Below are 6,401 nucleotides of genomic sequence, written 5' to 3'. Positions count from 1 at the left end.
CCCCAGCCCCAACCCCCATCCCAACCGAAAGAGGCTCCCATGAGCGATGACGCCACCGCCTTCGTCCGGATCGAGCAGCGGCTGACCGAGGACCACCGGATCTCGTTCGGCGCCCTGGGCCTGCTCAGCTACCTGCTCAGCGTCCCGCCGGACGAGCGGGTCAGCATCGAGTCGCTGGCCCCGCTGCGGGTCGAGGGGCAGACCAGGATCGCCCGCTACCTGCGCGAGCTGGAGGAACACGGCTATCTGAAGCGCGTGGTGCGCAAGCAGCCGGACGGGCGGTTCTGGACGGCGTACGAGCTGTTCGGGCCCTCCGGGCGCCGGTACCGGCCCGCCTGAACCGCGCCCGGCGAACCCGGCACCTCTGTCATGTCCTCGACGGGATTCGCACGGGCAGGCCCTGGGGAACCTTCAGCAATGGGAGAACTGCTCACCGTTGGTGTCGAGGAAGAGTTCCTGTTGGCCGACCCCGTCAGCGGGGTGGCGATGCCGGTCTCCGAGGACGTGATCGCGGCCGATGCCCCGGCCGCCGGGCCGGCCGGGCGGCTGAAGCCGGAGACCTCCCTGGCCGTGGTCGAGACGGCCTCGGAACCGCACCGTGAACTGTCCCGGCTGGCGGATGACCTGCGGTCCCTGCGGTCCGCCGCGGCCACCGCCGCCGAGGCCGTGGGGTGCGCCGTACTGCCGTGCGCCACCGAGCCGCTGCCCGCCCCGCCCTCGCCGCCGACCGGCGGCGAACGGTACCGGCGGATCTACGAGAAGTACGGCGCCCGGACCTTCGGCCACATGACCTGCGGCATGCACATCCACATCGGGATGCCGGACCGGGAGCGGGCGGTCGCGGTGAGCAATCACCTGCGGCCCTGGTTACCGGCGCTCCAGGCCCTCGCCGCCAACTCCCCGTACGCCCTGGGCGAGGACACCGGCTGGGCCAGCTTCCGTTCCGTGTGGTGGGGCTACATGCCGGTGGCCGGTCCCGCGCCGCTGTTCCCCTCGGCCGCCGCCTACGACGCGACGCTCGACCAACTCGTCGCCTCCGGCGTCATCCTGGACCGGAAGATGGCGTACTGGTTCGCCCGCCCCTCCGAGTTCGTGCCCACCCTCGAAGTCCGGGTCACCGACGTCTGCCCCACCGCCGGCACCGCCGTCCTGCTCGCCGCGCTGACCCGCGCCCTGGTGGCCACCTGCCAGGAGGAGCTGGACGCCGGCGCGCCGCCCCCGGCCGTCCCCGGCCCGCTGCTGGCCGCCGCGCACTGGCAGGCCGCGCGGTACGGGATGGAGGGGGACGCTGTGGACGTGTTCACCGGCCACCCGGTGCCGGCCTGGACCTGGGTGGAGAAGCTGGTCAAGCACGTCACCCCGGCGCTGTCCGACGCCGGTGACCTCGCGTACGTCACCAGCGGGCTCACCGAGCTGCGGGCGAACGGGTCGTGGGCCGCCCGCCAGCGCGGAATCGTTTCCGCGGGCGGCGGCCCCGCCGACGTCGCCGCCTACCTCGCCTCGGCGCTCCTGACGTAGCCCGCCGCGCCCGCCGCGCGCGCCACGCTCCGCACACCCCGCGCACACGGCGCGCGCGTCCGTCCGGGGGAGGCCCGCGCCTCCCACCGGACGGCGACCGTCCGTGTGAGCCTCGTTACGTTTCGCCCGTGTTTCGTGTGGGCTTTTCCAGGCCGGGCAGGGCTTCCCGCTGGATGAGCCCGGTGTCTCAGGATGTGGCATCGGATGGGCGGATTTCGCCTGCTCGGTAGACTTCAGCAGACCGTGGTCCCCGCTCGGATCACGGCGTGAGAGATACGAGGAGCGAGCACACGTGGGCCTTGTCGTGCAGAAGTACGGCGGCTCCTCCGTTGCCGATGCCCAGGGCATCAAGCGCGTCGCCAAGCGAGTCGTCGAAGCCAAGAAGAACGGCCACCAGGTGGTCGTCGTGGTTTCCGCGATGGGCGACACGACGGACGAGCTGATCGATCTCGCGGGTGAGGTGTCCCCCGTCCCGTCCGGGCGCGAGATGGACATGCTGCTGACCGCCGGAGAGCGCATCTCCATGGCCTTGCTGGCCATGGCGATCAAAGCGCTCGGGCACGAGGCGCAGTCCTTCACCGGCAGCCAGGCGGGTGTCATCACCGACTCCGTTCACAACAAGGCCCGCATCATCGATGTGACCCCGGGCCGTATCCGTTCCTCCGTCGACGACGGCAACATCGCCATCGTCGCCGGGTTCCAGGGTGTCTCCCAGGACAAGAAGGACATCACCACGCTGGGCCGCGGTGGCTCCGACACGACGGCGGTCGCCCTGGCCGCCGCGCTGGACGCCGAGGTGTGCGAGATCTACACGGACGTCGACGGGGTGTTCACCGCCGACCCGCGCGTGGTCTCCAAGGCCCGCAAGATCGACTGGATCTCCTTCGAGGACATGCTGGAGCTGGCCAGCTCCGGTTCGAAGGTGCTGCTGCACCGCTGTGTGGAGTACGCGCGCCGCTACAACATCCCGATTCACGTACGGTCGTCCTTCTCCGGTCTCAAGGGCACCTGGGTCAGCAGTGAGCCGCCGCAGGCGCAGTCCGCACAACGGGAAGGACAAGGGGAGATGGAGCAGGCGATCATCTCGGGGGTGGCGCACGACACGTCCGAGGCCAAGGTCACCGTCGTCGGGGTGCCCGACAAGCCGGGCGAGGCGGCGAAGATCTTCCGCGCGCTGGCCGACGCGGAACTGAACCTCGACATGGTGGTGCAGAACGTCTCGGCCGCCTCCACCGGACTGACCGACATCTCCTTCACCCTGCCCAAGGACGAAGGACGGTCGGCCATCAACGCGCTGGAGAAGCGGCGTCCGGACATCGGGTTCGACGCCCTGCGCTACGACGACCAGATCGCGAAGATCTCGCTCGTCGGCGCCGGCATGAAGACCAACCCCGGTGTCACGGCGCACTTCTTCGAGGCGCTGTCCAACGCGGGCGTGAACATCGAGCTGATCTCGACGTCCGAGATCCGCATCTCCGTCGTCACCCGCGAAGACGATGTGAACGCGGCGGTCAGGGCGGTGCACACCGCGTTCGGTCTGGACAGCGAGTCGGACGAGGCCGTCGTGTACGGCGGTACGGGGCGCTGAGCCGCCGCCGTACCGGCACCGGGCCCGGGGGCAACACGTTACCTTTTGAACGAGATTGGCGGGATGTGAAGCTCCCGTGACCAATTCGTAGGTCCGGATCGCTTGATCCGGACCAATCCCCCGGGGGACGATTTCAACTCCCCGCACCCACTCACGGACCATGTGCGGTGCGGGGAGCGTCTTCCACACCCTCTCGCGAGGGCCACAGGCGCAGCACCACTCGGACATTTCAGGGTAGGCGGTAGGTGTGAGCCGATGTGACTCATTCAGAAACCGACCCGCGCCGTACAACCTTCGCGGGGGAGAGAGTGTCCAACTGGCGTGGCAGAGGTCCTGGAATTCACCGCGACAGCACCTCCGCATCTCCCGCGCCCGAGGGGTTCGGACGGTGCCGGGGGCATGCCCGTGATCGCCCCGCTGCCGGCCCCGGGGTCCGTCCCGGGCCCCGCCTCCGGGTCCGCCTCCCAGCCCGCCCCGCCGCACGCCACCGGCCCCGCCGGCCCGTCCGCCGCACCGGCTGCGCCCCTCCACGCGCCGTCGCCGTCCCACGACGCGGACAGCGCCATGGCTGAGGGGACCACCACCGACCACCTGACCGAGACCTACCGGGCCCACTACCGCTCGCTGCTCGGTCTCGCGGCGCTGCTGCTCGACGACATCGCCTCCTGCGAGGACGTCGTCCAGGAGGCGTTCATCCGCGTGCACTCGGCGCGCGGCCGGGTCCGCGACCCCGAGAAGACCCTCGCGTACCTGCGGCAGACCGTCGTCAACCTCTCCCGCTCCACCCTGCGCCGCCGCATCCTCGGCCTCAAGCTGCTCTCCAAGCCGATGCCGAACATGGCCAGCGCCGAGGAAGGCGCCTACGAGCAACTGGAGCGCGCCGAACTGATCCAGGCCATGCGCGGACTCCAGCGCCGCCAGCGCGAGGTGCTGGTGCTGCGCTACTTCGCGGACATGACCGAGGCCGAGGTCGCCAGCACGCTGGGGATCTCGGCGGGCTCGGTGAAGGCGTACGGCTCGCGCGGCATCGCCGCGCTGCGGGTCGCCATGGAGGCCGCCCGATGAGCGACCGCGATCCGCACGCGGGGGACGACCGGGAACGCGAGCCGTCCGGCGCCGGGGAACCGGCCCCCGCGCCGGACGGCTGCCCCGATCTGCCGCCCCTCCCCGAGGGCATCGACATCCCCGACAGCCCGGGACCGCTGTCCGACGAGGAGAACCTGCGCCGTCTCCTGCACGACGCGGTGGGCACCCTCCCCGTCCCCGACGTTCCCCTCGACGCGCTGCGCGACGGCATCGCCGCCCGGCGCCGCCGCCGGCGCCAGCTGCTGCTGAGCACCGTCGCCGCCGTCGGCGTCCTGGCCATCGGCGCCCCCGCCGTCCTGGAAGCCGCCGGCAACGGCGCCCGGCGCGGCAACGACCAGGCCACCGGCCTCGCCGGCGAGACCGCCGCCGAGGGCGGCCCGGCCCCCTCCAGCGGCGTGGACGGCGGCCCCGAGGCGTACGACGGCCTCGGCGAACCCCCGCTGGGCGACCCCGCGTACGGCACCGACGACGGCGCCGCCCACCAGCCGGACGGCACGGGCGGCGGCGCCGCCGAGACCGGCACCCCCTACGACGGGCGGCTCACCGGCGCCGACTCCCCGCACTGCACCGCCGGACAGCTCGGCGCCGCCGGCGCCGTCACCGAGGAACCGGACGCGCTGGGCAAGGTGTACGGCACCATCCGCGTCGCCAACGTCTCCCAGACGCCCTGCCGGGTCACCGGCGACACCGACGACCTGTCCGTCCTCCCCGCGGCGAGCGGCGCGGGCGGCTCCGGCGAGGTGCAGATCGTCCCGCGCACCGAGGACGACCGGGCCATCCGGCTGCCCGGCCCCGACGAGGAGCCGGGCGAACTGGTGCTGCCGCCGGGCGAGGCGTACGAGGTGCGGTTCGCGTGGGTGCCCGGCGCCGGGGCGTCGGGGGCCTCCTGCGCCGTGCAACCGGAGCCGGACGGACTCAGCCCGGACGCGGGCCGCGGCGCCGAGCCGCTGCCCGACGAACTGGAGGGCGGCGCGGGCGGCGCGGGCGGCGGCGACGGCTCGGGCCCCGGCGACGGGGACGCGGGCGGCGGCGAGCAGCCGGGCGGCCCCGGCACACCGGGCGACAGCGAGCCGGGCGGCGGCGACAGCGGCCCCGGCCCGACGAACGGCGCGGGCAACGGCGCCCCGGGCAGCGGCGGCTCCGACAGCGCGGGCGGCGGCTCGGGACCGGGCGGCGCGAGCAGCGGGCCCGGCGGCGGATCCGGCACCGGCCCCGACGAGCGCACCGTCGTGCTGCGCTACACCCCGCCGGCCGGCACCCCCGCCGTCGACATCCACCTCGAAGGCACCTGCCACGGCACCGTCTACCGCACCGGCGTCCTGCCGTCCCCCGGCACTTCGAGCACCCCGGCGCCCTGACCGCCCCGGCCCACCCCGTACCGTGGGCACGTGTACCGGTTTCTGCTGACTCCCCGCTGGTGGGGGATCAACGTCTTCGTGGTGCTGTCCGTGCCGTTCTGCCTCTTCATGGGGTTCTGGCAGCTCGACCGCTTCGAGGACCGGGTCGACAGCCACCGCGAGCGCGAGAAGCAGGCCGAGGCGGCGGAGATCGCCGAGCCGCGCCCGCTGCGCGAGCTGCTGCCCGTCACCACCGCGACGGTGGGGGAGCAGGCCACCGTCACCGGTACGTTCGACCCCGAGCAGGAACTGCTCGTCCCCGAGCGGATGCTGGACGGGGAACGCGGCTACTACGTCCTCACCCCGCTGCTGCCCGACGACGGCGGCGACGCGCTGCCCGTCGTCCGCGGCTGGCTGGCCGGTGACCCCGACCCCGCCGCCGTTCCCCCGGCACCCACCGGTGAGGTGACGGTCACCGGCGCGCTCCAGGGCGCCGAGTCCCCGCGCGACGTCAGCCCGCCGACCGGGCTGCCGCCCGGGCAGCTCGGCGTGATCGGCTCCGCCTCGCTCATCAACGTGCTGCCGTACCCGGTGGAGAACGCCTGGGTGACGGTGCGCGAGCCCGCCGAGCCGCTGCGGGCCGTGCCGCCGGCCGCCGCCACCAACACCGGTCTCGACATCAAGGCGTTCCAGAACCTGGGCTACACCGCCGAGTGGTTCGCCTTCATCGCCTTCGCGCTGTTCATGTGGTACCGCTTCTTCCGCCGCGAGCTGGAGGCCCCGCGCGTTGCCGCGCGGGGGCGCGACGAGCCCCGGGCGCCCCCCCCCCGACCCGCCGCGGGCGGGGCCCCCCCGACCGAAGATTTCGCAGG

General features: G+C 73.2%; 6 protein-coding genes. All 6 read left to right on the top strand.

What is annotated here, in order from left to right:
* Window positions 1-39: 39 nt before the first annotated feature.
* Window positions 40-339: a hypothetical protein gene (locus ACFV5N_RS23075; protein ID WP_385603034.1), complete on the top strand. Its 300-nt coding sequence runs from the start codon at window positions 40-42 to the stop codon at window positions 337-339.
* Between the two features lie 78 nt (window positions 340-417).
* Window positions 418-1,518 (top strand): glutamate--cysteine ligase, encoded by a 1,101-nt coding sequence (locus ACFV5N_RS23070; RefSeq protein WP_385603032.1) that lies wholly within the window; start codon window positions 418-420, stop codon window positions 1,516-1,518.
* Window positions 1,519-1,810: 292 nt separating this feature from the next.
* Window positions 1,811-3,106 carry an aspartate kinase gene (locus ACFV5N_RS23065; protein WP_375061974.1) on the top strand — a complete coding sequence of 432 codons (1,296 nt, stop codon included), beginning with the start codon at window positions 1,811-1,813 and terminating at the stop codon, window positions 3,104-3,106.
* Window positions 3,107-3,505: 399 nt separating this feature from the next.
* Window positions 3,506-4,171, top strand: a complete 666-nt coding sequence (locus tag ACFV5N_RS23060) for a SigE family RNA polymerase sigma factor (protein ID WP_385603029.1) — start codon at window positions 3,506-3,508, stop codon at window positions 4,169-4,171.
* Entirely contained in the window at window positions 4,168-5,550 is a 1,383-nt protein-coding gene (locus ACFV5N_RS23055) for a hypothetical protein (protein ID WP_385603027.1), read from the top strand. Before ACFV5N_RS23060 ends, ACFV5N_RS23055 begins: the two co-directional genes overlap by 4 nt.
* Window positions 5,551-5,580: 30 nt before the next feature.
* Window positions 5,581-6,401 (top strand): SURF1 family protein (locus ACFV5N_RS23050; RefSeq protein ID WP_385603025.1); only part of this gene is annotated, 821 nt, incomplete at its 3' end.

The organism is Streptomyces sp. NPDC059853 (assembly GCF_042731495.1).
GTDB lineage: Bacteria > Actinomycetota > Actinomycetes > Streptomycetales > Streptomycetaceae > Streptomyces.
The sequence above is the reverse complement of the archived record's forward strand: the minus strand, read 5'-3'. Positions and strand labels throughout refer to the sequence as shown.

Coding starts and splice junctions, on each gene's coding strand:
- ACFV5N_RS23075 (WP_385603034.1), top strand. CDS start 40: ATGAGCGATGACGCCACCGCCTTCGTCCGGATCGAGCAGCGGCTGACC.
- ACFV5N_RS23070 (WP_385603032.1), top strand. CDS start 418: ATGGGAGAACTGCTCACCGTTGGTGTCGAGGAAGAGTTCCTGTTGGCC.
- ACFV5N_RS23060 (WP_385603029.1), top strand. CDS start 3,506: ATGCCCGTGATCGCCCCGCTGCCGGCCCCGGGGTCCGTCCCGGGCCCC.
- ACFV5N_RS23055 (WP_385603027.1), top strand. CDS start 4,168: ATGAGCGACCGCGATCCGCACGCGGGGGACGACCGGGAACGCGAGCCG.